24 protein-coding genes are annotated in these 23,810 nt (G+C 65.5%); 15 read left to right on the top strand and 9 right to left on the bottom strand.

Features of this window, described 5'->3' with window-relative positions; translation table 11 throughout:
• Positions 1–3: 3 nt before the first annotated feature.
• The 3 genes from ihpB to FQU96_RS13490 are packed head-to-tail and all read left to right on the top strand — an operon-like array spanning position 4 to position 4,575.
• On the top strand, positions 4–972 hold the full coding sequence (gene ihpB, locus FQU96_RS13500; RefSeq protein ID WP_146542168.1) for a divalent metal ion exporter adaptor subunit IhpB: 969 nt from the start codon (positions 4–6) through the stop codon (positions 970–972).
• Positions 962–4,204 (top strand): efflux RND transporter permease subunit, encoded by a 3,243-nt coding sequence (locus FQU96_RS13495; protein ID WP_146541795.1) that lies wholly within the window; start codon positions 962–964, stop codon positions 4,202–4,204. The genes ihpB and FQU96_RS13495 overlap by 11 nt, the downstream gene beginning before the upstream one ends.
• Positions 4,204–4,575: a hypothetical protein gene (locus FQU96_RS13490; RefSeq protein WP_146541794.1), complete on the top strand. Its 372-nt coding sequence runs from the start codon at positions 4,204–4,206 to the stop codon at positions 4,573–4,575. Before FQU96_RS13495 ends, FQU96_RS13490 begins: the two co-directional genes overlap by 1 nt.
• Here the strand turns inward: FQU96_RS13490 and FQU96_RS13485 are convergent.
• On the bottom strand, positions 4,572–6,596 hold the full coding sequence (locus FQU96_RS13485) for a PAS domain S-box protein (protein ID WP_146541793.1): 2,025 nt from the start codon (positions 6,594–6,596) through the stop codon (positions 4,572–4,574). The two genes, FQU96_RS13490 and FQU96_RS13485, sit on opposite strands and share 4 nt — an antisense overlap.
• A gap of 239 nt (positions 6,597–6,835) precedes the next feature.
• Here FQU96_RS13485 and FQU96_RS13480 point away from each other — a divergent pair, with 239 nt between their 5' ends.
• Positions 6,836–7,324, top strand: coding sequence for a hypothetical protein (locus FQU96_RS13480; protein ID WP_146541792.1), 489 nt, complete (start codon positions 6,836–6,838; stop codon positions 7,322–7,324).
• Position 7,325: 1 nt separating this feature from the next.
• Here the strand turns inward: FQU96_RS13480 and FQU96_RS13475 are convergent, their stop codons facing one another.
• The 3 genes from FQU96_RS13475 to FQU96_RS13465 all read right to left on the bottom strand — a co-directional run bounded on the left by FQU96_RS13475 (position 7,326) and on the right by FQU96_RS13465 (position 9,673).
• Complete coding sequence (locus FQU96_RS13475; protein ID WP_255468022.1) at positions 7,326–8,198, bottom strand: YihY/virulence factor BrkB family protein; 873 nt, start codon at positions 8,196–8,198, stop codon at positions 7,326–7,328.
• The gene (locus tag FQU96_RS13470; protein WP_146541791.1) at positions 8,195–8,767 is read right to left on the bottom strand and encodes an isoprenylcysteine carboxylmethyltransferase family protein; all 573 of its coding nucleotides are present in this window, start codon (positions 8,765–8,767) and stop codon (positions 8,195–8,197) included. Before FQU96_RS13470 ends, FQU96_RS13475 begins: the two co-directional genes overlap by 4 nt.
• A gap of 138 nt (positions 8,768–8,905) precedes the next feature.
• The gene (locus FQU96_RS13465) at positions 8,906–9,673 is read right to left on the bottom strand and encodes an enoyl-CoA hydratase/isomerase family protein (protein WP_146541790.1); all 768 of its coding nucleotides are present in this window, start codon (positions 9,671–9,673) and stop codon (positions 8,906–8,908) included.
• 65 nt (positions 9,674–9,738) lie between these two features.
• Between FQU96_RS13465 and FQU96_RS13460 the strand changes: the two genes are divergently transcribed.
• The 5 genes from FQU96_RS13460 to FQU96_RS13440 all read left to right on the top strand — a co-directional run bounded on the left by FQU96_RS13460 (position 9,739) and on the right by FQU96_RS13440 (position 13,113).
• Positions 9,739–10,515 (top strand): helix-turn-helix domain-containing protein, encoded by a 777-nt coding sequence (locus FQU96_RS13460; RefSeq protein ID WP_178130491.1) that lies wholly within the window; start codon positions 9,739–9,741, stop codon positions 10,513–10,515.
• A 74-nt stretch (positions 10,516–10,589) separates the two neighbouring features.
• Positions 10,590–10,991, top strand: coding sequence for an SRPBCC family protein (locus FQU96_RS13455; RefSeq protein ID WP_146541788.1), 402 nt, complete (start codon positions 10,590–10,592; stop codon positions 10,989–10,991).
• Between the two features lie 78 nt (positions 10,992–11,069).
• The gene (locus FQU96_RS13450; protein WP_146541787.1) at positions 11,070–11,447 is read left to right on the top strand and encodes a hypothetical protein; all 378 of its coding nucleotides are present in this window, start codon (positions 11,070–11,072) and stop codon (positions 11,445–11,447) included.
• Positions 11,444–12,523: an alpha/beta fold hydrolase gene (locus FQU96_RS13445; RefSeq protein ID WP_146541786.1), complete on the top strand. Its 1,080-nt coding sequence runs from the start codon at positions 11,444–11,446 to the stop codon at positions 12,521–12,523. The genes FQU96_RS13450 and FQU96_RS13445 overlap by 4 nt, the downstream gene beginning before the upstream one ends.
• A complete protein-coding gene (locus FQU96_RS13440; RefSeq protein ID WP_146541785.1) occupies positions 12,520–13,113 on the top strand; it encodes a GNAT family N-acetyltransferase in 594 nt (197 codons plus the stop codon). Before FQU96_RS13445 ends, FQU96_RS13440 begins: the two co-directional genes overlap by 4 nt.
• Before the next feature lie 43 nt (positions 13,114–13,156).
• Here the strand turns inward: FQU96_RS13440 and ligD are convergent, their stop codons facing one another.
• A complete protein-coding gene (gene ligD, locus FQU96_RS13435; protein WP_146541784.1) occupies positions 13,157–16,429 on the bottom strand; it encodes a DNA ligase D in 3,273 nt (1,090 codons plus the stop codon).
• 159 nt (positions 16,430–16,588) lie between these two features.
• On the opposite strand from ligD, the gene FQU96_RS13430 reads away from it, so the two are divergent.
• The 5 genes from FQU96_RS13430 (at position 16,589) to FQU96_RS13410 (ending at position 19,391) form a co-directional block, all read left to right on the top strand.
• Positions 16,589–17,233 (top strand): YceI family protein, encoded by a 645-nt coding sequence (locus FQU96_RS13430; protein WP_146541783.1) that lies wholly within the window; start codon positions 16,589–16,591, stop codon positions 17,231–17,233.
• A gap of 42 nt (positions 17,234–17,275) precedes the next feature.
• Positions 17,276–17,701 carry a VOC family protein gene (locus FQU96_RS13425; RefSeq protein WP_146541782.1) on the top strand — a complete coding sequence of 142 codons (426 nt, stop codon included), beginning with the start codon at positions 17,276–17,278 and terminating at the stop codon, positions 17,699–17,701.
• 58 nt (positions 17,702–17,759) lie between these two features.
• The gene (locus FQU96_RS13420; RefSeq protein ID WP_146541781.1) at positions 17,760–18,296 is read left to right on the top strand and encodes an SRPBCC family protein; all 537 of its coding nucleotides are present in this window, start codon (positions 17,760–17,762) and stop codon (positions 18,294–18,296) included.
• 107 nt (positions 18,297–18,403) lie between these two features.
• On the top strand, positions 18,404–18,679 hold the full coding sequence (locus FQU96_RS13415) for a DUF2277 domain-containing protein (protein WP_146541780.1): 276 nt from the start codon (positions 18,404–18,406) through the stop codon (positions 18,677–18,679).
• A gap of 13 nt (positions 18,680–18,692) precedes the next feature.
• Positions 18,693–19,391 (top strand): alpha/beta family hydrolase, encoded by a 699-nt coding sequence (locus FQU96_RS13410; protein ID WP_146541779.1) that lies wholly within the window; start codon positions 18,693–18,695, stop codon positions 19,389–19,391.
• A 281-nt stretch (positions 19,392–19,672) separates the two neighbouring features.
• On the opposite strand, the gene bioB is transcribed toward FQU96_RS13410, so the two are convergent.
• On the bottom strand, positions 19,673–20,677 hold the full coding sequence (bioB, locus tag FQU96_RS13405) for a biotin synthase BioB (protein WP_146541778.1): 1,005 nt from the start codon (positions 20,675–20,677) through the stop codon (positions 19,673–19,675).
• The gene (locus FQU96_RS13400) at positions 20,677–21,252 is read right to left on the bottom strand and encodes a biotin transporter BioY (RefSeq protein WP_146541777.1); all 576 of its coding nucleotides are present in this window, start codon (positions 21,250–21,252) and stop codon (positions 20,677–20,679) included. Before FQU96_RS13400 ends, bioB begins: the two co-directional genes overlap by 1 nt.
• Before the next feature lie 116 nt (positions 21,253–21,368).
• Here FQU96_RS13400 and FQU96_RS13395 point away from each other — a divergent pair, with 116 nt between their 5' ends.
• Positions 21,369–22,037 carry a GntR family transcriptional regulator gene (locus tag FQU96_RS13395; protein ID WP_146541776.1) on the top strand — a complete coding sequence of 223 codons (669 nt, stop codon included), beginning with the start codon at positions 21,369–21,371 and terminating at the stop codon, positions 22,035–22,037.
• A 200-nt stretch (positions 22,038–22,237) separates the two neighbouring features.
• Here FQU96_RS13395 and FQU96_RS13390 read toward each other — a convergent pair whose 3' ends face one another.
• Positions 22,238–23,461: a type II toxin-antitoxin system HipA family toxin gene (locus FQU96_RS13390; protein WP_146541775.1), complete on the bottom strand. Its 1,224-nt coding sequence runs from the start codon at positions 23,459–23,461 to the stop codon at positions 22,238–22,240.
• A complete protein-coding gene (locus tag FQU96_RS13385; protein ID WP_146541774.1) occupies positions 23,448–23,759 on the bottom strand; it encodes a helix-turn-helix domain-containing protein in 312 nt (103 codons plus the stop codon). Before FQU96_RS13385 ends, FQU96_RS13390 begins: the two co-directional genes overlap by 14 nt.
• Positions 23,760–23,810 lie beyond the last annotated feature (51 nt).

Raw genomic sequence — 23,810 nt, 5'->3', positions numbered from 1 at the left:
CCGATGACGCGAGCGGGTTTGATCGTGCTGGCGTGCGCTGCCCTGGTCGGCGGCGCCGGCTTCTACTTCCTGCCGGCCGCCGGCGTCGGCGGCACCAAACCGCCTGCGGCCAAGGCGGATGCTCACGGCGACAAGGACAAGCATGAGCACGGCGGCGGCAACACCGTCGAATTCAGCGATGCCAAAGTTGCGGCGGCCGCCATCGAGCTGGTGACGGCCGGTCCCGGCACGCTGCGCGAAAGCCTGCGGCTCAACGGCATCATCCAGCCCAATCAGGAGGCGCTGGCGCAGGTGACGCCGCGTTTCCCCGGTGTCGTGCGCGACGTGCGCAAACGCCTGGGCGACAAGGTCAACAAGGGCGACGTGCTGGCCACGATCGAGAGCAACCAGAGCCTGACCACCTATGACCTGCGCGCCGCCATCAGCGGCACCATCATCGATCGCCAGGTGGCGCTGGGCGAGTACGTTTCGGAACAGAAGCCCGTTTTTCTGATCGCCGATCTCTCGACCGTATGGATCGACTTCTCGGTCTACCGCCGCGACTTCAGCCGGGTGCGAATCGGCGACACCGTTGTGGTCGACCTCGATGACGGCGGCGCGCCGATCGAGACACGAATCTCCTACGTCTCGCCGTTGGGCGCCAGCGACACGCAAAGCGCATTGGCGCGAGCCGCAACCGCCGGCAACGATCGCATGCGACCCGGTCTTTTCGTCACCGGCCGCCTGCTGCTGGCCGCCAAACCCGCCGAGACGGTCGTCAAGCTGGAAGCCCTGCAGACACACCAGGGCCGCACGGTTGTCTTCGTGCGCAACGGCGATGCCTTCGAAGCGCGTGACGTCGAGCTGGGCAACCGCGACGGCGAGTACGCCGAAGTACTGTTCGGCCTGCTGCCCGGCGATGTCTATGCCGCCAAGAACAGCTTCGTGATCAAGGCCGAGCTCGCCAAGGGGAGCGCGACGCATGCCCACTGAGCGCCGGTCTTTTGTCGACGGCATTCTCGCCGTCTCGATCCGCCAGCGCTGGCTGGTGCTGCTGGTCTCGTTGGCCGTCGCCGCGTTCGGCGTGTGGAACTTCACGCGCCTGCCGATCGATGCGGTGCCCGACATCACCAACGTGCAGGTCCAGATCAACACCGAGGCGCCAGGCTATTCGCCGCTGGAGGTCGAGCAGCGCATCACCTTTCCCATCGAGACGGCGATGGGTGGCCTGCCCAACCTGCAATACACTCGCTCGCTGTCGCGCTACGGGCTGAGCCAGGTCACGGTCGTCTTCAAGGACGGTACCGACATCTATTTCGCGCGCCAGCTCGTCAACGAGCGCGTGCAGCAGGTCAAGGACCAGTTGCCTCAGGGCATCGGAACGTCGATGGGACCGATCTCGACCGGCCTGGGCGAGATCTTCATGTTCGCAGTCGAGGCCAAGCCCGGTGCACGCAAGCCGTCGGGCGAGGCCTATACCCCGACCGACCTGCGCACGGCGCTGGACTGGATTATCAAGCCGCAGCTGCGCACCGTTCCGGGCGTCGTCGAGGTGAACTCGATCGGTGGCTACGAAAAGCAGTTCCACGTGCTGCCCGACCCGGCGCGGCTGATGGCCTACAAGCTGACCTTCCGCGCCGTGATGGAGGCGCTGGGCACCAACAACGCCAATGTCGGCGCCGGCTATATCGAGCGCAACGGCGAGCAGTACCTGGTGCGCATCCCGGGCCAGGTGGCAACCATCGAGGAGATCAAGGACATCGTCATCGGTGCCCACGGCGGCGTGCCCGTGCGCGTGAGCGATGTCGCTGACGTGCGGGAGGGCCGCGACCTGCGCACCGGCGCCGCCACGTTGAACGGCAACGAGACGGTGCTGGGCACGGTGATGCTGCTGATCGGCGAGAACAGCCGCACGGTGGCGCAGCGCTCCGCCGCCAAGCTGCAGGAGATTGCCAAGACCCTGCCCGAAGGCATGGTCGTGCGCACTCTCTACGACCGCACGACCCTGGTCGAAGCCACCATCGCCACCGTCGAGAAGAACCTCCTCGAAGGTGCGCTGCTGGTGATCGTGATCCTGTTCCTCTTCCTGGGCAACGTGCGCGCCGCGATCGCCACGGCGTTGATCATTCCGCTATCGATGCTGATGACGATGACCGGCATGGTCGAGCACAAGGTCAGCGCCAACCTGATGAGCCTGGGTGCCATCGACTTCGGCATCATCATCGACGGCGCCGTCATCATCGTCGAAAACTGCCTGCGCCTGCTCGCCGAGGAGCAGAAAAAGCGCGGCCGACTGCTGACCTTGTCGGAACGGATGGAAGCGATCCTGGCCGGCGCCTCCGAGGTGGTGCGACCCAGCCTGTTCGGCATGCTGATCATCGGCATCGTCTACCTGCCGATCCTCACGCTGACCGGCGTCGAGGGCAAGATGTTCACCCCGATGGCGGTGACGGTGCTGATCGCCCTGGGTGCCGCGGCGCTGTTCTCGATCACGTTCCTGCCGGCGGCGGTGGCGCTGTTGGTGACGGGCCGGGTCTCGGAGCACGAGAACGCCTTCATGCGGCTGGCCCGGCGTGGTTACGTGCCGCTGCTGATGCTCTCCGTGAAACTGCGCTATGTGATGGCGGTGCTGGCCGTTGCGCTGGTTGGGCTGACGGCCTGGGCCGCCATGCGCATGGGTGGCGAATTCATCCCCAGCCTCGACGAGGGCGATGCTGCCGTGCAGGCATTGCGCGTCCCCGGAACCAGCCTGACCCAGTCGTTGGAGATGCAAGCGGCCCTGGAGAAGAGGCTGCTCAAGATCCCCGAGGTCAAGGAGGTGTTCGCGCGCGTCGGCACGGCCGAGGTCGCCACCGATCCGATGCCACCGTCGATTTCCGACGGCTACATCATCCTCAAGCCGCGCAAGGAATGGCCCGACCCGGCGAAACCCAAGGCCGCGGTGGTCGAGGAGATCGAGCGCGCGGCCGACGGAATCCCCGGCAGCAGCTATGAGCTGTCGCAACCGATCCAGCTGCGCTTCAACGAGCTGATTTCCGGTGTACGCAGCGACGTCGGCGTCAAGATCTTCGGTGACGACCTCGACGTGCTGCTGCAGGTCGCCGGCCAGGTCCAGGCGGTGCTGCAGGCGGTGCCCGGTGCCGCCGACGTGAAGACCGAGCAGGTCAGCGGCCTGCCGATGCTGACGGTGAAGCTGAACCGCGCGTCGCTGTCGCGCTATGGCATCAATGTCGCTGACGTGCAGGAGATCGTCGAGATCGCGGTCGGCGGCAAGAGTGCCGGGCTGGTGTTCGAGGGCGACCGCCGTTTCGACCTGGTCGTGCGTCTGCCTGAGCACCTGCGCATGGACATCGACGTGATCGGCGCCCTGCCGATCCCCCTGCCCGCCGCCGACACCACGGCAGCACCCGTCACGGCCATCGGTGGCGGCAATCCCCTGGCGCAGTTGCGCTACGTACCATTGTCGGCGGTGGCCCGCATCGAGGTCGCCCCTGGTCCCAACCAGGTCAGCCGCGAGGACGGTAAGCGGCGCATCGTGGTCAGCGCCAACGTGCGCGAGCGCGACCTTGGCACCTTCGTGGCGGACGCTCAACGGCAGATCGGGGAGAAAGTGAAGGTACCGGCTGGCTACTGGATCGCCTGGGGTGGTCAGTTCGAGCAACTGGCCTCGGCCTCACAACGTCTCACCATCGTGGTGCCGATCGCGCTGGCGCTGATCTTCCTGCTGCTGATCATGAGCCTGGGGTCGGTTGCCGACGCGGCGCTGGTGTTCAGTGGCGTGCCGCTGGCGCTGACCGGCGGCATCGCCGCCCTTATCCTGCGCGACATCCCGCTCTCGATCAGCGCCGGTGTCGGTTTCATTACGCTGTCGGGCGTTGCCGTGCTGAACGGATTGGTGATCATCTCGTGCATTCAGGGCCTTCGCGCCAACGGCGTTCCGGTCGTCGATGCGGTAAAGCAAGGCGCGCTGGCGCGGCTGCGTCCGGTGCTGATGACATCCCTGGTAGCGCCGCTCGGCTTCATTCCGATGGCGATCGCCACCGGTCCCGGTGCCGAGGTCCAAAGGCCTCTGGCCACCGTAGTCATCGGCGGCATCATTTCGTCCGCGATCCTCACGCTGTTCGTCCTGCCGGCGCTCTACGCGATCTTCCGGCGCGATCCCAAGGCCGCGGCCACCATTCCGGCCGATACGCCACAACCCGCTTCCAACCCAGGAGGTCAATGATGAAGCTCGTACTCTTGCTCGCCGCCGCGCTGCTGTGGTCCGGATCGGCGCTCGCTCAGCACAAGCACGGCGACACCAAGGGCCCCAACGGCGGTCCGATGCAGGACGTCGCCGGCGTGCACGTGGAGCTGGTCACCGCAGGCGCCACCGTTACCCTCAATGTGTTCGACGAGGCCAACAAGCCGGTCAGCACCAAGGGCTTTTCGGGCTCGGCGCTGGTCGTGACCGGCGCCAACCGCGAGACCGTCGTCCTGGCGCCCAGCGGCGAGAACGCGCTCAAGGGCGATGCCAAGGCCACGATCGGCAGCGGTGCCGCGATCACCGTCATCGTCAAAACGGCCGCCGGAAAATCAGGCCAGGCGCGCTACTAGCCCAGCTCCTCCGCCAACGGGGAAGGCACCTCGGCCGCCGGTTGCGGCGCTGGGCGCTTGAGCGCCGGCAGATAGAGCTTGAACGTCGTGCCGCGGCCGGGTGCGGTATCCAGGGTCAGGAAGCCGCCTGACTGGTGCACGAAGCCGTGCACCATGGGGAGGCCGAGGCCGGTGCCCTTGCCCTCCTCCTTGGTGGTGAAGAACGGTTCGAACACCTTGGCCTGCACGTCGGACGCCATGCCGGCCCCCGTATCGCTGATGGCGATCTCGATCCAGTCCCCGACCTTCAGCACTGGATGAGCACGGACATCCTCGGTGCCGAACCGCCGGTTGATCGCCGTCATGCACAACTGGCCGCCGTCGGGCATGGCATCGCGGGCATTGACCGCGAGGTTGAGGATTGCCGTCTCCAGGCCACTGCGATCGACGTGACATACGCCCAGATTGTCCGCCATCGACAGGCTGATGAAGACCTGCGGCGACACAGCCGCGCGCACCAGGCCGGCAATATCCTCCAGCAGCGGGCCGACGGCGATCTCGCGCGGTTCCAGCGGCCGGCGCCGGGCAAACGTCAGCAGGCGTGCCACCAGATCGGCGCCACGCTCGCACGCCGTTATGGCCGCCGCGAGCGGCGGGTGACCCGCTGACTCCGGCGGTATCGTATCGGCGGCGATCTCGATGCTGCCGACAACCACGGCCAGGATGTTGTTGAAGTCGTGCGCAATACCGCCGGTGAGCTGGCCCAACGCTTCCAGCTTCTGCTTCTGATGCAGCGTCGCCTCGGCCTCGGCCAGCCGTGCCTCGGCCTGCAGTTGTTGGGTGATGTCGTGTACCTGCACCAGATCACACGCCACACCGTTGAAGCGCGCCGGCTCGGCGTTGACGAATACCTCCACGACCGAGCCGTCTTTTTTCTGGTGCCGGAACCGGCCTTGCGCCCGCCGCGTCCAGTCAGCCTCCGCCAAGCGCCGTCGCAGCATCTCCTTCTCGGGTTCCGGCCGCAGGTCATAGAGCGTCAGCGTCTCGAACTCGGCCCGGTCGTAGCCGTAAAGCGAGCACGCCGCCTCATTGGCGGCCAGGATCCGCAGGCTCGCGTGCTCGAACAGGTACATCGGGTTGGGATTTTTCTCGAAGAGAAAGCGGAAAGTCTGCTCGCGGTCCTTCAGTTCCCGCTCGGCCAACCGATGCGCCGTGACATCCGATCCCGTGCCGCGATAACCCAGGAATCTGCCCTGTGCATCGAAGCGTGGCCGGCCATTGATGCGCAGAATGTGGTGATCGCCGGCCGGCGTCTTCACCTCATATTCGAAACCGCGGAATTCCTGATGCGCCTCGACCATCAGCCGGTATTCGGACCAGGTCCCGTTCAATGGCCGCGCGTGAGGGTAGTCCCAGCGGCGGCGGCCGATACTGGTCGGTGCTATCCGCGCCAGGTTGGGCCGATCGTTGAAGATCTCCGTGATACGGTGGTCGATATCGGTCTCCCACATCCAGTCTGACGACATCTTCGCCAGGTCGCGGAAGCGCTCCGTGCTCCCTTCCAGTTCAACCGTCAGCAGGCGCCGCTCGAGTTCGGCTTCAACCAGTCGCGCCAGCGCCTGCAGGCCGGCGATACGATCGTCGGACAGGTCCGGCCGTGGCCCATGGTCGGCCACAGCGACGGCACCGATGCAGTGGCCATCGCGCGAGTGCAGCGGTGCCACGGCGTAGAAGTGCATATGCGCTATCTTGGCGTAGGGATGGCCGGCAAAGCGCGGATCGTGCGCCAGGTCGCGAATGACGAGCACCCGGTCCGCCAACACCCCCTCGTCATAGAGGTTCCAATTCCGCGGCACCGTGCTGACCGTAACGCCGTAGCATGCCTTGAACCAGATGCGCGTTGCGTCCACGAACGAGATTGCGGCAGCCGGCGCGTCGAACATGCGCGCCGCCAGTTCGACGATGGAGTCGAACTGCGGTTCGGGACCAGTATCCAGGATGTCGTAACGCCGCAGCGCCGCCAGCCGTTCGGCCTCAGACATGGACTCCCCTCTGCCACATCACGCGACGCGTCAGCTTAACAGGCCCGTCTCGATGTCAGAAATCAATGCCCGAGGTGATTCAAAACCGGTCCGCATCGGATTGCCTGTCCCTTCATCCTTCAAACGGGAACATCCACTAAGTGGGTGATCTAATTATTCTCACTTTTTGCTTATATCATTGACATGTAATTCTTTATATGAGAATATAATCTCATCTCCCACATCCCCGATCGGTCCCGATGCCGGCTTGCTTCAGCACCCTGCCGCTTGACTGGTCCGCGCTATGCGCCCGCGTGCGCCGGCGCCACCTACCCGACCACCGCGGCGAGCTGCCCGCCCGCCGCAGCGATGCTGTCCCACTCGATGCACCGGTCGGCATTGCCGCCTGCGCCCAGTTCGGCGTTCGCCACCGCTTTGCCACCGAGCGCGAGGCCGAGACCTGGCGCTGGATCGGGCCGCGGGCTTTGAGCGTCTGCCAACGTTGGCACGCTTTGCGCTTCGACCGCGAGGAGGTCCGCGTCGCACTCGCAGTCGTGCGTCACGGTGGCGCCAACGCCACACAGCGGCAGGCCGATGCCGACCTGGCCGACCTGCGCCGGCGCTGGACGCACTACCGTCGCGGCATGCACGTGTTCACCCGGCAGCTCGACGGCGTGCGCCATGCACTGATGCCGCGACAGCCGTCATCGGCTGACGTCGCCATATCGGCTCTGCAAGCGGCCGAATGAGCTATGCGGGTGACTGAACCGCCAGGCTCCCGTAACGCCGCGCATAGGCGTGGGTGAAGGCCGCGCCCAGCAGGAAGATCTGCGCCGAGTAGTAGATCCAGACCAGGATCACCGCGAACGCGCCGGCGGCGCCGTAGCTGGAGGCGACCGCGCTGCTGCCGATGTAAAAGGCGATGGCCGACTTGCCCACGGTGAACAGCAGGGCAGTGACCGCGGCACCGATAGTGACGTCGCGCCAGGCGATCGTGGTGTCGGGCAAGGCCTTGTAGATCGCGGCAAACAGCAAGGTGATCATGCCGAGCGATATCAGGAAGGTCAGCGCTTGCAGCAACAGATGGGCACCCGGAAACAGGCTGTTGATATAGTTGTGCACCGCCGACAATCCGGCATTCACCACCAGCGACACCATCAGCAGGAAGCCGAACGTCAGCACTAGCCCCAGGCTGGTCAGGCGACCGCGGATGATCCGCGACACGGCTGAACGCTGCAGCGCTGCCTTCCAGATCGTGTTCAGCGCCGCCTGCATCTCGCCGAAGACGCCGCTGGCCGTCAGCAGCAGCGTGGCGAAGCCGACCGCCGTCGCCCAGATGCCGGCCTTGCGGCTGCTGGCGCTTTCGATCATGGCCTGCAGCACTTCGGCACTGCGTGCGCCCATGAGGTCGGAGAGCTGCTCGACCAGGGCGCCCTGTGCCGCCTCCTGGCCGAAGGTCAGGCCGGCGACGGCGACCACGATGATCAGCACCGGCGCGATCGAGAAGATCGTGTAGTACGCGATGGCGGCGCCGCGGCTCAGCAGCTCATTGGCCACGAACACATCGATGGTGTCCCTGGCCAACCGCCAGGCAGCCATCAGCCCGCGGGGCAGCCGTGTCAACCCGCCCTCGGCAGGAAGGGAACCAGCATCGGCACCCGGCGGCGATAGGCGTCATAAAACGCCGGCCCGAACTCGCGGCGCAGGAATCTCTCCTCGAGTGCCGCCTTGCCCCACAGCCCCACCGTGATCAACGCAGCGCCCAACAGGGCCTGCAGCGTTTCCTCGGCCACGGCTGTCACCAGCGCGGCGGCGATCAGGCCGGTGTAGATCGGATGGCGCACCACCGCGTACGGCCCGGTCTTGATCAGGCGATGCCCTTCCTTGCGCGTAATGGCGCCCGACCACAGCCGCCCCAGATGCAGGCGCGCCCACCACGCGAACAGGAACGCCGGCACGGTGAGCGCCGCCAGTATCCAGACTCCTTCCCGCCCGACATGCCACAGGTGCTCGACGTCAAGCCACGACACGCCGCCCAGCAGCAGCACGACGCCGGCGATGATGACCAGGCGATTGAGTGTCGTGGCGCCGGTAACCGCGCGCTTCAGCGTCGGCGCCGACCACGGCGTCGCCAGCAGCCACGACAGCAGCCACAAGCCCCAGGCTAGGCGAAAAAGATGAACAGCGGTCATGTCGGGCCTGTCCGTGCTCCAATTCACCCCAAATCGTGCGCGTCCGGACGAATTACAGGAGCCATCGCGCCAATAATCAAGCCGTCGCCGTAGACAATGTACGCGGCGGGTGGTCGCGCCACGCAACGCTCACCCGCCTCAATCGGCACTCCATACCGGCTTGCGCTTCTCGGCGAAGGCCTGCATGCCTTCGCGACCATCACGCGTCGTGGATACGACGGTGATCAGGTCCACGGCACTGCCGGCACCCTGCCGATAACCGTTGTCGATAGCGCGCGTGAAGCCCCTTTTGCCCATGCGCATCAGCGTCGGCGATTTCGCCGCGAGGACCCGCGCAACGCCATGCGCCTCTGCCGCCACCTGCGACTGCGGCGCCAATCGACTGACAAGGCCGAGCTCCAGCGCTTCGCGCGCATCGAACGTCCTGCCGGTAAACAGCAGATCGAACGCACGATAGCGGCCGACGATGCGCGGCAGGTGCGTGTAATGAATTGCCGGCAGGAGCCCGACTTCCATTTCCGGATAGCCGAAGGTGGCGTCATCGGCGGCCACGATCATGTCACAGGTGATGGCAATCGAGATCCCGCCGCCCCGCACCGCGCCCGTCACGGCCGCGATGGTCGGCTTGCCCAGGCTCGCCTGCAACTCGTGGAGCTGGACGTAGAGCATGTTGACGACGGTATGTGCCTGTTCCGGCGTGCCGCGCAGGAAGGTAGGAACGTCGAGGCCGGCACTGAAGCGTCCAGGCAGCGCGCTGGCAATCGTCACGGCGCGGACATCGGGATCGGCATCGGCCCGCCGCAGCGCTGCCATCAGCGCATCCAGGAACGCCACGGTGATGGCATTGACCGGCGGATTGTTCAGCAGGATTTCCGCTACGCCGTCCTTGACCTGGTATCCGATCATCGCCTCTCGTCCTTGCTGGTTCCGGGCTTTCGCCCGCGTCGCGGCTGCGCTATGTCGATATCATGATGGCGCAGCCGAACCACATCGACCACCGATGTTCTGCGCACGGCGACTATGCCGAAGCCGCGCCGGATGCGGCCTTGCGCCGGCACATCGCGCTGGTGTGGATTCACCGCCTGCCCTGTGAACCCGAACCGTCGGTTCTGGTGGTACCTGACGGCTGCATCGATCTGCTCTGGTGCGACAGCACGCTCTCTGTGGCGGGTCCCGACCGCGTCGCTCGGCGCCAGGTGTTGGCACCGGGCAGCGTCGTGGTCGGGCTGCGTTTCCAGCCCGGCGCCGCCCGCCACTGGCTGCGCCTGCCGGCCACCGATATCGTCGACCAGCGCATTGCGCTCGAAGACATCTGGGGTGCCGATGCCCGGCGTCTTGCTGACGAAGCCGGCATCGGACAGGATCCCGAGGACATCGCGCGACGCCTGCAGCGCGGCCTGCGCCGACGCGCCGAAGACGTGACAGCAGACGACCGCGACATGCGGATGCTCTTCGCGCAACTGTCGCAATCGCACGACAGCATGCCCTGCCCTGTCAGCGCCGCCGCCGCCCGTCTTGATGTCAGCCCCCGCACGTTGCGGCGGCGCAGCCACGATGCCTTCGGCTACGGCCCCAAGACACTGGAGCGCATCCTGCGCTTCCAGCGTTTTCTCGCCACCGCACGCGATGCGGACGGGCTGGCGGATTGCGCCGCCGCGATCGGCTACGCCGACCAGGCCCACCTCAGCCGCGAGGTGAAGCGCCTGTCCGGCCTGCCGCCGACCACCATCCTCGATCACATCGCGTAGGCGGCCGTTTCGTTCAAGACGTCCCGGGCCCGCATCATCATGGTGCCGCCCAACGCAACCCGGGAGTATGTGGCATGACGGCAACTGTCGACTCGCGTACGATCAGCATCCGCATCGAGCGACCCTGGCGTACGGTCTATGATTTCACGTCCGTACCCGCCAACTTCGCCGCATGGGCCAAGGGCATGGGCGAGACCCTGCAGCGCCTCGACGATCATTGGATCGTGCAGACGCCATCGAGCCGCATGCGTGTACGGTTCAGCGAGAAAAACGACTTCGGCGTCCTCGACCACGCTCTGACGGCATCGGACGGCAGCGAGATATCCGTGCCGCTGCGGGTGATCGCCAACGGCGGCGGCAGCGAGGTGATGCTGACGGTATTCCGGCTGCCCGGCATGTCCGATGCAGCGCTCGCGGCCGACGTCGACGCCGTCGAGCGCGACCTGCATGCGCTCAAGACGCTCATGGAGAGTTGACCGCCTCTGCCCCCGGGCGCAACAATGATCCCGTCAAGGTCAGTCATAAGAAGAAACCGGACGGGAGGGAGGCGCCTGATGAGCCAGCCGTCGAAGCCCATCGATCCCTTTTCGCTGTGGCGGGATTGGCTCGGCGAGTTCGAGAAGCGTTCCAATACCTCGCTCAACGAGGCCATGAGTTCCGAGCAGTTTGCCCAGATGTTCGGGCAGTCGACGGGCTTGGCCATGGGCGTCCAGAAGGTGGTTGGCGAGACGATGACCCGCCACCTCACGGCGCTGAACCTACCCACACGGGCCGACATCGCGGCCCTGGGCGAACGCTTGAACGCGGTCGAAACCCTGCTCAACAAGATCGTCGATCGCCTCGATCGATCGGACGCCGTGGCCGCGGCGCCTGACGCGCGCGCGCCACGACCGCCCAAGACCCGCAAGCCGCCGGCACAGGGCGCGCCATGAGCACCTCTGCCGGGCCGGTCGATGAACTGGCAACACGGGTGCGCACCGAGGTCGAGCGCGCCATCCAACGCGGCATCAAGGGCGTCGAGTATTTCGCCAGCGCCGGCCCGCAAAGCCCGGGCATGCCGCGCGACATTCTCTACGAGAAAGGTACCCTGAAGCTTTATCGCTATCGACCGGTCGCCGACGAAGTCTACCGCGTGCCGGTGCTGCTGGTGATGTCGATCGTCAACCGGCCCTATATCTTCGACCTGACGCCGGGGATGAGCCTGATCGAGTTTCTCCTCAAGCGCGGCTTCGAAGTCTACATGGTCGACTGGGGCCTGCCGCGGCCGGAAGACAAGACGCTGCGGCTCGAAAACTACACGATGGAATTCCTGCCGGAGTGCGTGCGGCGTGTCGGCATCGATGCCGGCGAACGCGACGTGACGATGATCGGCTACTGCTTCGGCGGGCTTCTCGCTGCCGTCTATGCCGCGCTTCACCCCGATGACGGCCTCAAGAATCTCGTCTGCTTCACCACCCCGGTCGATTTCGAGGGCTTCACGCTGTTCCACAACTGGACCGATCGCCGGCATTTCGACGTCGATCGCCTGGTCGACACGTTGGGCAACGTGCCGCCCGAGGTCATCACCGAAGGCTTCAGCATGCTGCGGCCGATCTCGCGTGTCACCGGCCAGGTCAGGCTGTGGGACAACATGTGGAACGACGAGTTCGTGAAATCGTTTCGCATGTTCGACCGCTGGGCCAACGACCAGGTGCCCGTCACCGGCGAGTGCTTCCGCCAGATCATCAAGGATCTGATGTGGGACAACCGGCTGCTGAAGAACGACCTGATGCTGGGCGGCCAGCGCGTCGATCTCGGCCGCATCAAGATGCCGTTCCTGCATGCGGTCGCCGAACACGACGACATCGTGCCACGCCAGGCCAGCCAACCCCTGATCGACCTTGTCGGCAGCACCGACAAGGAGGAGATCATGCTCAAAGGCGGCCATGTAAGCCTGGTCGCCGGCGCCAACGCCGTCAAACGGCTGTGGCCGAAGCTGGATGGCTGGCTGGGAGTCCGCTCGATATGACAGGTCAAGGCGACGACCGCTTTCCGCGCACCGTGACCTGCAAGGACGGCCCGGTCGAGGTCAGGCACATGACGGCAGCCGATGAAGGCGCCCTGCTCGACTTCGCACGTCAGTTCCCCAGCCATGATCTGCTGTTCTTCCGGCGGGATATCACACAGCCCGCCGTCATCGGGCAGTGGGTGGAAGATCTGCGGCGCGGCGTCCAGAAGACCTTGCTGGGCGTGCGTAACGGCAAGATCCTCGGCTGCGCCATCGTCCATCCCGGCGAAGCCTCGTGGTCACCTCATGTTGGCGAACTGCTCGTGTTCACCGCGCCGGCCATGCGCGGCAAGGGCCTGGGCCGCCAACTGGTGCAGGAGGCATTCGCGCTCGCACTCGCCATGGGGCTCGAGAAGATCGTGACGCAGATGACCGTCGACCAGCGCGGCGCCATCGAGGTGTTCGAAGGCCTGGGCTTTCGCGGCGAGGCGCTGCTGCGCGACCACGTCAAGGACCGCGACGGCTCCAAACACGATCTCGTCATCCTCAGCCACGACGTCGCCCGCTTCCAGTCCAAGCTGGCCGCTTACGGGCGACTGCAGGACGAATAGCACAGGCACGAGCCGGCGGAGCGCCCGCTCTCCCAGGGCTTCCTTACTTGCGTCGCGGCGGTGGCTGGAAGATCGTAAAGGCGTTCGAGCGCATGCCCTGCTCGAGCTGCTCCCAGCTGATCGGCGCGGCAATCGGAAAGCCGGGACGCGCCCGAGGCGAATAGGCGCCGACAGCGGTCTTGCCGCGGCTGTTGCACAACCAGTCGATGAACAGGCGACCCGGACGCTTGTCGTACGCCGCGGCCGTCACGTAGCGTTCGGGTGCCGTCGCGGCCAATCGCTCGGCGAGGTCGCGGCTATAGAGGTGCGTCTCGTTCCAGTCGAGATCGGGTTCGACCGGCACCATGATGTGCACGCCCTTGCCGCCGGTGAGCTTGGGCCAACTCTCGAGACCTTCACTGTCCAGCAGTGTGCGCATTCTACGGGCCGTCTCGATCACGAAGCCCCAATCGACGCCGTCGCCGGGGTCGAGGCCGAAGACCAGCATATCGGGACGCTCGATCTGGTCGACCGTGGCACCCCAGGGATGGATCTCGATGACGTCCATGTCGACGAGGCCCAGCAGGCCCTCGAGACTGTCGACCCACAACCGGGTCCCCTCGCCGCCTTCGCGCTTCTTGATGCGCAACTGATGGACGGCTTTCGGGATGGGCGGCAGCGGCCGGCTCTGGTGATAGAACGTCTCGCCCTTTTCATGGCGCACCAGGGTCAGCGGCCGGCGCGCCAGGTGTGCCAATGCCTCGGTCGCGACCGCCTTCCAGTACGTCGCCAGGTCGCTCTTTGACGGCACCGTTGCACTGGTCACGGTGTCGGGCAGCGCCTGCTCCAAGGATGCAAAACCCTCCCACGGATCGCGGTCGAGGAATGTCAGGCGCTTGGGCAGGTTGGCCACGGTGAAATGGTTGGCGCGAATGCCCGGGCCGATCTCGTCCCAGGTGAGCGGCGTCGAGACCGCGGCACCGGCGCGCGCCCGTGTCGAATAGGCCGCCACGGCGGTCGCACCCATGCCGTTGCGCAGATAGTCGACATAGATGCGTCCCTGGCGCACGCGCTTGGCCATGTTGGCGACGTAGCGGTCCGGGCGTTCGGCCGCCATCGCTTCGGCAATCTGCTGCGCGAAGCTCTTCACGCTGTCCCAGTCGGCCTGCGGCGTCACCGGAAAGACGACGTGCAGGCCCTTGCCGCCGGTCGTCTTCACGAAGCTCTGCAGATGATATTTCTGCAGCCAGCGCCGAACGTCGAACGCGGCCTCGATCACCCGCTCCCACGGCACGCCGTCACCCGGATCGAGGTCGATGGTCACGCGATCGGGCAGCGCCGGCTGGTCGGCCGTGGCACCCCAAGGATGGATTTCCAGCACGCCGGCCTGAACGAGTTCCAGCAAGCCGGCGAGATCGTTGATCGCCAGCATCGGCTCGTCGTCGCCGGGAATCGGCACCAGCCGCACGCCGTCGCTGAGCCCGGCCCATCGATGCTTCTGGAAGAAGCACTGCTCGGTGATGCCGCCGGGGCAACGCAGCAGGCTCAGCGGACGGCCGGCGATATGCGGCAGGATCCAGTCAGCGATCTCGGTATAGAAATCCGCCAGGCCCTGCTTGGTAATCCCCTGCTCGGGCCACAACAGGCGTCCCGGATTGGTGAGCCGCACCAGAGGCGCCGCCTCCCGCGGTTTCCGGGCGGGCGCCGACGCCGGCTCGGCAGCGGCACGCTGGGCGTCGGTCGGCGCCTTGTCTTCGATGACCGCGCGAAACACGGCGTGCCGGATCAGGTTGCTGCGCGTGCGTCCGCGATACTCGACATCGACCACGACGGTTGGCGTCACCCATCGCACGCCCTTGGCGGTCGCGGTCTCATCCTTCATCGGCGCGGTCTTGGTGCGCATGGGATTGAGCCGCTGCCACAGGGCCCGGCCGTTGCTGACGCTGAAGCCTGAACCGCAGTGCCCCGACGGCACCAGCTTGCCGCCGACATACTCGCCCAGCACCAGCGCGCCGACCGCCTGGCTGTCGAGCGACGATGGCATGAATCCCGCCACCACGAAGTCGCCGGTTTGCGTGGTCTTCACCTTCAGCCACGTCTTCACGCGACCCGATTGATAAGGCGCCGATGCCGTTTTGGAGATGATCCCTTCGAGGCCCAGGCGGCTGGCGTGCTGAAAGATCGTGTTGCCGTCGCCGGCAATGTGCTCGCTGAACCGCACGCGGCCGTTCTCGCCGTCGGCCACGATGATCTTCTGCAGCGCCGCCTTGCGCTCCACCAGCGATGCGGCGCGCAGGTCGTAGCCGTCGAGATGAAGCAGGTCGAAAGCATAGAACACGAAGTTGCTGGCGCCGCTTTTCAGCGCTTCCACCAGCGCGGTGAAGCTCGCGACTCCAGCGTCCGTCTGCACGACGATCTCGCCGTCGATCAACGCCGATGTCACCGGCAGTGCGGCGATCGCCGGAGCAACACCGGGATAGCGGTCTGTCCAGTCGAGCCCCTGTCGCGTCAGCAGTGTCGCGCGGCCCTTCTCGATACGCGCCTGCACGCGATAGCCGTCATACTTGATCTCGTGCACCCAGCCGTCACCGGCCGGCGCCTTCTCGACCGTGGACGGCAGGCACGGCTCGACCCACTCGGGCATGGCGCCAGCCTTGGCCTTGCGGATCGACGCCGGATCGACGACCGGCTTGCGCTTCCGCGGTCGCTGCGCCGCAGCCGGCGGAGTGATCTCGCCCTGCCGCGACGACCACACCCGATCATGGTCGCGACTGATGGCGTCGATGTCACGTCCGGTCGCGGCGGAGAGCGGCATTTCCGTCAGGATGTCGGGTGCGTCGGCCGCACGCGCCGCCGCGTCCTTGGACTTGATCAGCAACCACGCGTCCTGTTTCTCGCGCGGCTTGCGCGCCATGCGCACCAGATGCCACTCGCCCTTCAGCTTCTCGCCATCCAGCCGGAATCTCAGGTGCCCTTTGCGATAGCCGAAGTCCGGATCGAACTCGGGTGTCCAGGTCCCGCGATCCCACACCATCACCGTGCCGGCGCCATACTCGCCCTTCGGGATGACGCCCTCGAAGGCGCCGTACTCCAGCGGATGATCCTCGACATGAACGGCCAGCCGCTTCTTGTCGGGGACCAGGCTCGGTCCCTCGGGAACCGCCCAGCTTTTCAGGACACCGCCGAGTTCCAGGCGAAAATCATAGTGCATGCGGCGTGCCGCGTGCTTCTGGATGACATAGGTATGACCATCAGGGGCCGCGCGTGGCTCCCCGGCCGGCTCCGGTGTCTTCGCGAAATTCCGCTTGGATCTGTAGGTATCAAGGGGTTTGTTCACGGACGCGAGCCTAGGCTAAAGCCCGCTTGCTTTCCACCGACCGTCCAGGCCAAAGCGGCAACGGCAAAAAAGATCGGGGGCCCGTGTCGGGGCGCCGCCAGTTCGTTCGTCCTTGAGGCAACACCCGCTGACAACCAGCAGCCGCACGCAGAGGTCATGATGTCCACGGCACACAACAGCATCCGCATCCTGGTATTGGGCGCTGCCCTGGCTCTGTCGGCGGGCGCCGCCGCACAACAGGCCGCCCCACCGGCATTGCCCGAAGGCGTCTTTGCGGCCGAAAAAGACATCAAGCTGGCGACCGCCGGCACCTACGCGCTCGATGCGCAGCACACGGCCGTCATCGCCCGCGTATCGCACCTCGGCTACTCCTACAGCCTGTTCCGGTTCGACAAGGTCGACGGCACGCTGACCTGGGATCCCGCCAACGTCGCGCCGTCCAAGCTCACCATCACCGTGCAGGTCGATTCGGTGACAACACCGGTGCCCGGGTTTGCCGCCGAGATCACCGGCGAGAAGATGCTGAACGCCAAGGCCTTCCCGCAGGCGACGTTCGTGTCGAGCGCTTTTCGCCAGACCGATGCCATGCGCGGCAAGGTCGATGGCCAGTTCACCCTGATGGGCAAGACCAAGCCGATGACGTTCGACGTGACTCTGGTCGGCGCCGGCAAGGGCTTCATGGGCATGCCGCGGCTGGGCGTGCAGGCGCGCGCCACGATCAATCCGCAGGACCACGGCCTGCCGCCGTTTTTCGTGGATCCCATCGAGATCGTCGTCGACACCGAGTTCGGCAAGACACCGTAGTTCAGTCCGCAAATCCACGTCGTTCTATCCAAGGAGAGAGTCATGCAAGTCCAAGCCTACCTGACGTTCGACGGTCGCGCCGAAGAGGCGATCGACTTCTACAGCAAGGCCATCGGCGCCAAGGTCGAGATGATGTTGCGGTTCAAGGAGAGCCCGGAGCCAACGCCGCCGGGCATGCTGCCGCCGGGCTCCGAGAACAAGATCATGCACTCGGCGCTGCGGATCGGCGATACCCAGGTCTTCGTTTCCGACGGCATGTGCCGTGGCGTCGAGCATTCGAAGTTCGATGGCTTCTCCCTGTCACTGGAGGCACCCAACGAGGCCGAGGCCGACCGGCTGTTCGGCGCGCTGGGTGACGGCGGCCAGGTTCAAATGCCGATGGGCAAGACCTTCTTCGCCAAGCGCTTCGGCGTCGTGTCCGACCGCTTCGGCGTGTCCTGGCTGGTGATCGTACCGGCGGAAGCCTGATATCCGTGTCCCGGCGCCTCGCCATCGGCGGGCGCCGGGATCGACCAAGGAGAGCGCGATGCTCAAGATCATCTCCATCATCGGCGGCGTCATTGTCATTGCCATCGTTGGCGTCCTCGCCTACGCCGCGACCCGGCCCGATACGTTCCGTGTCCAACGCTCGGCCACCATCAAGGCCCCACCCGAGAAGATCTTCGCTCTCCTCAACGACTTCCATCGCTACGGCGAATGGTCGCCGTACGAGAAGCTGGATGCGGACATGAAGCGGGTCCACAGCGGCGCGCCCAGCGGCAAAGGCGCGGCCTACGCGTGGGAGAGCAGCGGCAAGGCCGGCATCGGACGGATGGAGATCACCGAGTCCTCGCCTACGTCGAAAATCCAGATCAACCTCGATTTCGTCAAGCCGTTCACCGCGCATAACAAGGTCGAGTACACGCTGCAGACCAAGGGTGATGCGACCGAGGTGACCTGGGCGATGTACGGCGACAGCCCGTACATCTCGAAGCTGATGGGCGTCTTCTTCAATTTCGACAAGCTGGTCGGCGACGATTTCGAAACCGGCCTCGCCACCATCAAGACCATTGCGGAGAAATAGACGGATTGTCATCCCGAGCGTAGCGAGGGATCTCTCTCCAGAGGAGACTCCCTTTTCGGGAGATCCCTCGCTACGCTCGGGATGACAGCATCGCTTACGAGGCTCCCATGTGCCGAAACATCAAGAACCTCTTCAACTTCGAGCCACCCGCCACGGACGAGGAGATCAACGCCTCGGCCATCCAGTTCGTGCGTAAGGTGAGCGGCTTCAATCGCCCATCGAAGGCCAATGAAGAAGCATTCGATCGCGCTGTCGCGCAGGTGACCCAGGCGGCACACGAGCTGCTCCAGGCTCTGGTGACGACCGCACCGCCGCGCGATCGCGAGATCGAAGCCGCCAAGGCCCGCGCGCGGTCTGCCGAACGCTTCGGCGCCGGCGGATGAGGCATCGCCGGGCATGACCGCGGCGCCGCCCCAGGCCATCACCATCACCGTCGACGACACACGTCAGGTCTCCGGCCTGCTGGATATGCCATCGCACGCGCGCGCCTGCTACGTGCTGGCGCATGGCGCCGGCGCGGGCATGACGCACCCGTCCATGGCGGCTGTCGCGACAGAGCTCGCCGCGCGTGGCATCGCCACCCTGCGCTTTCAGTTTCCCTACATGGAGCAAGGTGGCCGGCGGCCGGATCCGCCGGCCCTCGCCCACGCCGCCGTGCGGGCGGCGGTGGCCGAAGCCGGCCGGCAGGCACCGACCTTGCCGCTAATTGCCGGCGGCCGCTCCTTCGGCGGCCGCATGACATCGCAGGCGCAAGCGCTGTCGCCGCTACCCGGCGTCCGCGGCCTCGCCTTCCTCGGCTTTCCGCTGCACCCGGCGAAGCGCCCGTCCGACGAACGCGCCAAGCATCTCGCCGACGTGAACATCCCGATGCTGTTCCTGCAAGGCACGCGCGATGCGCTCGCCGAGCTCGACCTGCTCCAGCCGCTGATCGAACGGTTGGGCCCGCGCGCCACGCTGACGTTGTTCCAGGACGCCGACCATTCGTTCCACGTTCCGGCCAAGACCGGCCGTAAGGACCCCGACGTCCGCCGCGAGATCCTGGACGCTCTGGCCGACTGGATCGATGCCGTTCTCTCGCCGGGAGCGCGCCACTAACAAGAAACAACAGTCTCGGAGCCAGGACGATCATTCCTGGGAGCGCGGGCGTCTCGCCCGCATCTCCGGCGAAAGCGTAGCTTTCGCCTTTGCGCGCAGCGCCAAGTCATGGTCTGGCCCTTTGGGCCAGTGCGCCACTGGAGTGGCGCACTCCCAGCAAAGACGCACCGTTTTCCTTTCAGGCACAGAGGGCACGAAGAGAGCGCGACTCGCGAATGTGCTCATCGTTCTCTGTGTTCCTCGGTGATCTCTGTGCCTCCGTGGTGAGTCTTTCCTGTCAGCTACGATGCGGCACTTGACTCGAGCGGGACCGGCGCCGTCCGCATGCCGAGCCGGTCGAGCAGCTCGGCATCGCGGTCGCGCTGCGGGTTGCGGGTCGTCAGCAGCGTGGTACCGACGAAGATCGAGCTGGCGCCGGCCAGCAGGCACAACGCCTGGAACTCGTCGCTCATGTACTGGCGGCCCGCCGCCAGGCGCACGACGCTGGCCGGCATCATGATCCGCGCCAACGCCACCAGCCGCACGAAGGCGATCGGGTGCGGCCGTTCGGCCCGCTGTTGCACCGGCGTTCCGGCAACCTCGTTCCAGATGTTGATCGGCACGCTCTCGGGATGTGGTTCCATGCGGGCCAGCAGCAGCAGCATGCCGATGCGATCCTCGACCCGCTCGCCCATGCCCACGATGCCGCCGCAGCAGACCTTGATGCCGGCGTCCCGGACGTGATCGAGCGTCTCGAGCCGGTCCTGCAGCGTGCGCGTCGAGATGATCTCGCCGTAGTATTCGGGCGAGGTGTCGACGTTGTGGCTGTAGAAGTCGAGGCCGGCGGCGTGCAGCTGCTGCGCCTGCACCGCCGTCAGCATGCCCAGCGTCGCACAGGTTTCCAGTCCCAGGTCCTTCACCGCACCGATCATGGCGCAGACGCGATCGAGATGGCGGGGCTTGGGATTGCGCCACGCGGCACCCATGCAGAAGCGCGTCGCGCCCAACGCCTTGGCCTGTTTGGCCACCGCCACCACGGCGGTCTGGTCCATCAACGGGGTCGCCTCGACGCCGGTCTTGAAGTGCGCACTCTGCGAGCAGTAGCCGCAGTCCTCCGGACAGCCACCGGTCTTGATGCTCAACAAACTGGCCGTTTCGACCAGCGTTGGATCGAAGTGGCGCCGGTGAACGTCCTGTGCTCGGAAGACGAGATCCGGGAACGGCAGCGCATAGAGCGCTTCGGCTTCGGCGCGTGTCCAGTCGTGCCGGATGTCAGCCGGTCCGGCGGCGGCGTGCGTGCGGGTCATCAGCCAACCCTCCGCCAACGGGCGATAGCGATGGTGAACGCCGCCGCGAGGAGCGCCTTGACGACGTCGCCGGCGAGGAAAGGCAGCACGCCCAGCGACAGCACGGTCTGCCAGCCGGTGAACTGCGCCAGCCACAGCACGCCCATGATGTAGATGATGGCCAGGCCCACCATCATCTTCAGCACCGTCGGCACCACGGCGAGGCGGTCGCGATGGACCCAGCTGCCGATGACGACAGCAGCAACCAGGAAGCCGACGAGATAACCGCCGGTTGGTCCGGCCAGGTAGGCAAGGCCGATCCCGCGCGCGGGTGCATTGGCAAACACCGGCAGACCGAGCGCACCTTCCAGCAGGTAGAGGCCGATCATCATGCCCGCGAGCCGGCCGCCGAAAATGCCGGCGAGCGCCAGGCTGGCCAGCACCTGCAAGGTCATCGGCACAGGCCAGAACGGGATCTCGACCTTGGCGCTGAGCGTCATTGCGGCACTGCCGGCGATCAGCAACAGCCCCAGGCGCAGGGACGCAGCGAGGGCTTGGCGCGGACGACTGTCCGCACCGGCAACAGGTTCGGTCATGGGTTACTCCTGAAATTGTAGATAATCTGACTAATTATCTACAAATTGACGCAGCATCCGAACCCTATCACCCTGTTCCCCTAACCTCATGGAAATAATAGTAGATTATCTATCAAATGCTGCAGAAGACAGAGGGCGATACCGTCGCCGACCACATTGCCCGTGCACTGGGCGAGCGGATCATCAAGGGTGAGATCGCGCCCGGCGCCCGGCTGCGCCAGGAAAGCGTGGCGTTGGAGTTCACCTCGAGCCACGTGCCGGTGCGCGAAGCCTTCCGGCGTCTTGAAGCCCGCGGCCTGGTCATCAGCGAGCCGCGGCGCGGTGTTCGCGTGACACCGCTTGATCCCGCCGCCGTGCGCGAGATCGCCGAGATGCGGGCCGCGCTCGAGGTGCTGGCCCTGCGCCACGCCGCGCCGAACTTCACGACGCGCTCCTTCGAGCGCATCGAGGCCATGCTGACGAGCGGCGACGCAGCGGAAGACGTTTTTGCCTGGGAGACGGCGAACCGCGCGTTCCATCGCGCTGTCGTCGAACCCTGCGGCATGCCGCGCCTGCTGGCCAGCATCGACGAGCTGCAGGTTGCGAGTTCACGCTATCTGTTCGTCACGGCGTACCCGACCGGCTGGCGACCGCGCTCCAATCAGGACCATCGCCTGATCCTGGATGCCTTGAAGCGCCGGGACCTGGAGCAGGCCGCCACCCTGCTCCGCCGCCACATCCTCACCATGGAGCGGCTGCGCAACGTGCCAACCGACGACCGCACGCGTGGTTCACGCCCGGAATGACGTACCCCTGGAGCGGGCGAAACGCCTGCGCTCTCTCATTAGACTAGACTAGTACTCGGAATCACGCGTCCCTGATACAGCTGTCATCCCGAGCGCAGCGAGGGATCTTCTGAAAGTGACGCACGGGTGCGCCTGCATCGAAAGATCCCTCGCTGCGCTCGGGATGACAGTCGCGACTCACATTCCAGCGACAGCCGGTATTAGCCGCCACCCGCGATCGGTATAGTCGCGATGTTGCGCTCGATTGCACGGGCAACAGCCGCGTCGATTGGCAGATGCTTTCTTTCCGATGCCCACGCTTCGCGGAATCGCCGAACCGCCTCGCGGGCAGTAGCGAGAACGAGCCGCTCAGGAAGCTGGGCTCTGGCGGCAAGATAGCTGAGTTCATCCCACGTCAGTTCGTCACGACGTTTGGTGCGCACGACATTCAGCGCCATGGCCGGGTCGTCGAGATAGGCAATGGTCGAGACGAAATCGTAGGCCGGCGCCAACCGTGCGTTTCGGCCATCGGGATAGACCAACGACCAGTTCTTGAGATGCATGTCGGCATTGCCGATGAGTCCGCTGAAGACGAGGCGATGGACGAACTCCGTGATACCGACCTCCCCTATCTCCGCCCAGATGACCGATGCCAGGTTCCGGTAGCTGGCTTTCCGGTATTTGTCGTCCGGGTAGACGCCGAAGATCTGAGCGAAATCTTCCATGTGGATCGCTGTTCCGTCGGCGGCGCGATCGAAGCGCCGTACGGCAAAGGCCCGTCCCTTCAGTCGACCGATGCCATCCGGCAGATTCGCGATCGCATCGAGAGCAACGAGACGCACTTCGGGCACGTCCATGCCGGCAGCCTTGGCCAGGCTCATCATCGAGAATTCATTCTCAGGCACGCCCTCGAACGAGGCCGAGGGCAGTTTCACGACCCACGATCCGCCGACACCTTCTGCCGAAATCGTGAGCCCTCCTCTGGCTTCAAGAAATGCTGAGAACTTGAGCTGCACGCCGGCCAGTGAAAATCGCAGCACGGCCCCTCGGCGATCCCTGCTGTCACCAGCAGAAGCGGGCGGAAGCGCCCGGCCGTCGGACTGACGGATCCTGACGGCCCCGGGAAGATCCTGCCCCAGAACCCAGATCAGGAAGAACTCGCGCGCCGGATCCACACCAGCTTTGTCGGCCAGGTATTGGCGCATGGCGCCTTCCGGCAGGAGGTTGGCGAAGAAGGGCGCGACACGGGTCCGCGTCGGCCTGACGTTCGTGATCAGGCCACCAAGATCATCCTTGAATGAGAGGCTGAGGAGCGGCCGCGACTGATCAGCGATGTACTCTTCGCTGAAAGCAAAGATTGATCGGTCGCCCGGCAACGACGTGAGCGTGCCGATGACTTCGCCATGGAGCAGAACTTCCAGGACGGTGACATCAGGCGTGGCCATCGTCGTCATCCAAACGATAGGCAGGCCGCGTGACGTTTGCGGGGGGCGATGGGCCGCCGTCTCCCACGATGGATCGAACCGCCGGCACCGCCTGTCGCGGCACAAGCATCAATTCCAGATCGAGCAGGCGCGTCAGCGCAACCAGGCTGGAGAGCTGCAGATCGACCTTCCCGGCTTCAATGCGGGAGATGTGGCTCTGAGGCAGGCCAGCTTTCAAACTCAACGTGCGTTGCGTGAGCCCCTTGCGAACTCTGGCATCCTTCAGGGTCTTCGCGAACGCTTGGGTCAGGTAGGTCATTGATATGCATAAGTATATCGACGATGATCTAATATATCGAATCATACATCA

The organism is Reyranella sp. CPCC 100927, from assembly GCF_007859315.1.
Classification (GTDB): Bacteria; Pseudomonadota; Alphaproteobacteria; order Reyranellales; family Reyranellaceae; genus Vineibacter.
This window is presented reverse-complemented; position numbering and strand designations above follow the sequence as displayed.

Excerpts from the sequence above, each read along its gene's own strand:
- FQU96_RS13445 (WP_146541786.1), top strand. The coding sequence starts at position 11,444 with ATGAGCACCTCTGCCGGGCCGGTCGATGAACTGGCAACACGGGTGCGC.
- FQU96_RS13410 (WP_146541779.1), top strand. The coding sequence starts at position 18,693 with ATGACCGCGGCGCCGCCCCAGGCCATCACCATCACCGTCGACGACACA.
- FQU96_RS13395 (WP_146541776.1), top strand. The coding sequence starts at position 21,369 with ATGCTGCAGAAGACAGAGGGCGATACCGTCGCCGACCACATTGCCCGT.
- FQU96_RS13420 (WP_146541781.1), top strand. The coding sequence starts at position 17,760 with ATGCTCAAGATCATCTCCATCATCGGCGGCGTCATTGTCATTGCCATC.
- FQU96_RS13450 (WP_146541787.1), top strand. The coding sequence starts at position 11,070 with ATGAGCCAGCCGTCGAAGCCCATCGATCCCTTTTCGCTGTGGCGGGAT.
- FQU96_RS13490 (WP_146541794.1), top strand. The coding sequence starts at position 4,204 with ATGAAGCTCGTACTCTTGCTCGCCGCCGCGCTGCTGTGGTCCGGATCG.
- FQU96_RS13495 (WP_146541795.1), top strand. The coding sequence starts at position 962 with ATGCCCACTGAGCGCCGGTCTTTTGTCGACGGCATTCTCGCCGTCTCG.
- FQU96_RS13465 (WP_146541790.1), bottom strand. The coding sequence starts at position 9,673 with ATGATCGGATACCAGGTCAAGGACGGCGTAGCGGAAATCCTGCTGAAC.
- FQU96_RS13385 (WP_146541774.1), bottom strand. The coding sequence starts at position 23,759 with ATGACCTACCTGACCCAAGCGTTCGCGAAGACCCTGAAGGATGCCAGA.
- FQU96_RS13430 (WP_146541783.1), top strand. The coding sequence starts at position 16,589 with ATGTCCACGGCACACAACAGCATCCGCATCCTGGTATTGGGCGCTGCC.
- FQU96_RS13460 (WP_178130491.1), top strand. The coding sequence starts at position 9,739 with ATGGCGCAGCCGAACCACATCGACCACCGATGTTCTGCGCACGGCGAC.
- FQU96_RS13455 (WP_146541788.1), top strand. The coding sequence starts at position 10,590 with ATGACGGCAACTGTCGACTCGCGTACGATCAGCATCCGCATCGAGCGA.
- FQU96_RS13415 (WP_146541780.1), top strand. The coding sequence starts at position 18,404 with ATGTGCCGAAACATCAAGAACCTCTTCAACTTCGAGCCACCCGCCACG.
- FQU96_RS13480 (WP_146541792.1), top strand. The coding sequence starts at position 6,836 with ATGCCGGCTTGCTTCAGCACCCTGCCGCTTGACTGGTCCGCGCTATGC.
- FQU96_RS13440 (WP_146541785.1), top strand. The coding sequence starts at position 12,520 with ATGACAGGTCAAGGCGACGACCGCTTTCCGCGCACCGTGACCTGCAAG.
- FQU96_RS13390 (WP_146541775.1), bottom strand. The coding sequence starts at position 23,461 with ATGGCCACGCCTGATGTCACCGTCCTGGAAGTTCTGCTCCATGGCGAA.
- ihpB (WP_146542168.1), top strand. The coding sequence starts at position 4 with ATGACGCGAGCGGGTTTGATCGTGCTGGCGTGCGCTGCCCTGGTCGGC.
- FQU96_RS13400 (WP_146541777.1), bottom strand. The coding sequence starts at position 21,252 with ATGACCGAACCTGTTGCCGGTGCGGACAGTCGTCCGCGCCAAGCCCTC.
- FQU96_RS13485 (WP_146541793.1), bottom strand. The coding sequence starts at position 6,596 with ATGTCTGAGGCCGAACGGCTGGCGGCGCTGCGGCGTTACGACATCCTG.
- FQU96_RS13470 (WP_146541791.1), bottom strand. The coding sequence starts at position 8,767 with ATGACCGCTGTTCATCTTTTTCGCCTAGCCTGGGGCTTGTGGCTGCTG.
- FQU96_RS13425 (WP_146541782.1), top strand. The coding sequence starts at position 17,276 with ATGCAAGTCCAAGCCTACCTGACGTTCGACGGTCGCGCCGAAGAGGCG.
- bioB (WP_146541778.1), bottom strand. The coding sequence starts at position 20,677 with ATGACCCGCACGCACGCCGCCGCCGGACCGGCTGACATCCGGCACGAC.